1 pseudogene is annotated in these 310 nt (G+C 68.7%); it reads left to right on the top strand.

From position 1 onward, the window contains the following. Positions 1-310, top strand: a pseudogene (locus tag ADL08_RS38155) (hypothetical protein); the annotation flags it as partial.

Below are 310 nucleotides of genomic sequence, written 5' to 3'. Positions count from 1 at the left end.
GTTCTACGACGCCCCCGCCGACCTGTCCATCTTCCAGGGCCGCAAGGTCGCGTGGATCGGTTACGGCAGCCAGGGGCACGCCCACGCGCTGTCGCTCCCCGACGCAAAGGTGACGATCGGCTCGGACACGTACTGCGGCCCGTACGTCAACATCCCCCCAACGACCCACAGCTACGACGACCCGGACGAGCCGGTCGGCCGCGTAGCACCCGTGGGCTCCGGGGATTCTCGTTGGTGTGCTGCGGTTGCGTGTCACCGGGCGGCGGTCGGGGGAAGTAAGGTCTTGCGGTCGCGTCAGACGGATCGGTGG

This window comes from Streptomyces sp. NRRL F-6492 (assembly GCF_001280125.1).
In the GTDB taxonomy this organism is placed as follows: Bacteria; Actinomycetota; Actinomycetes; order Streptomycetales; family Streptomycetaceae; genus Streptomyces.
Note: the sequence above shows the minus strand (reverse complement) of the source record. Positions and strands in the feature narration are given on the sequence as shown.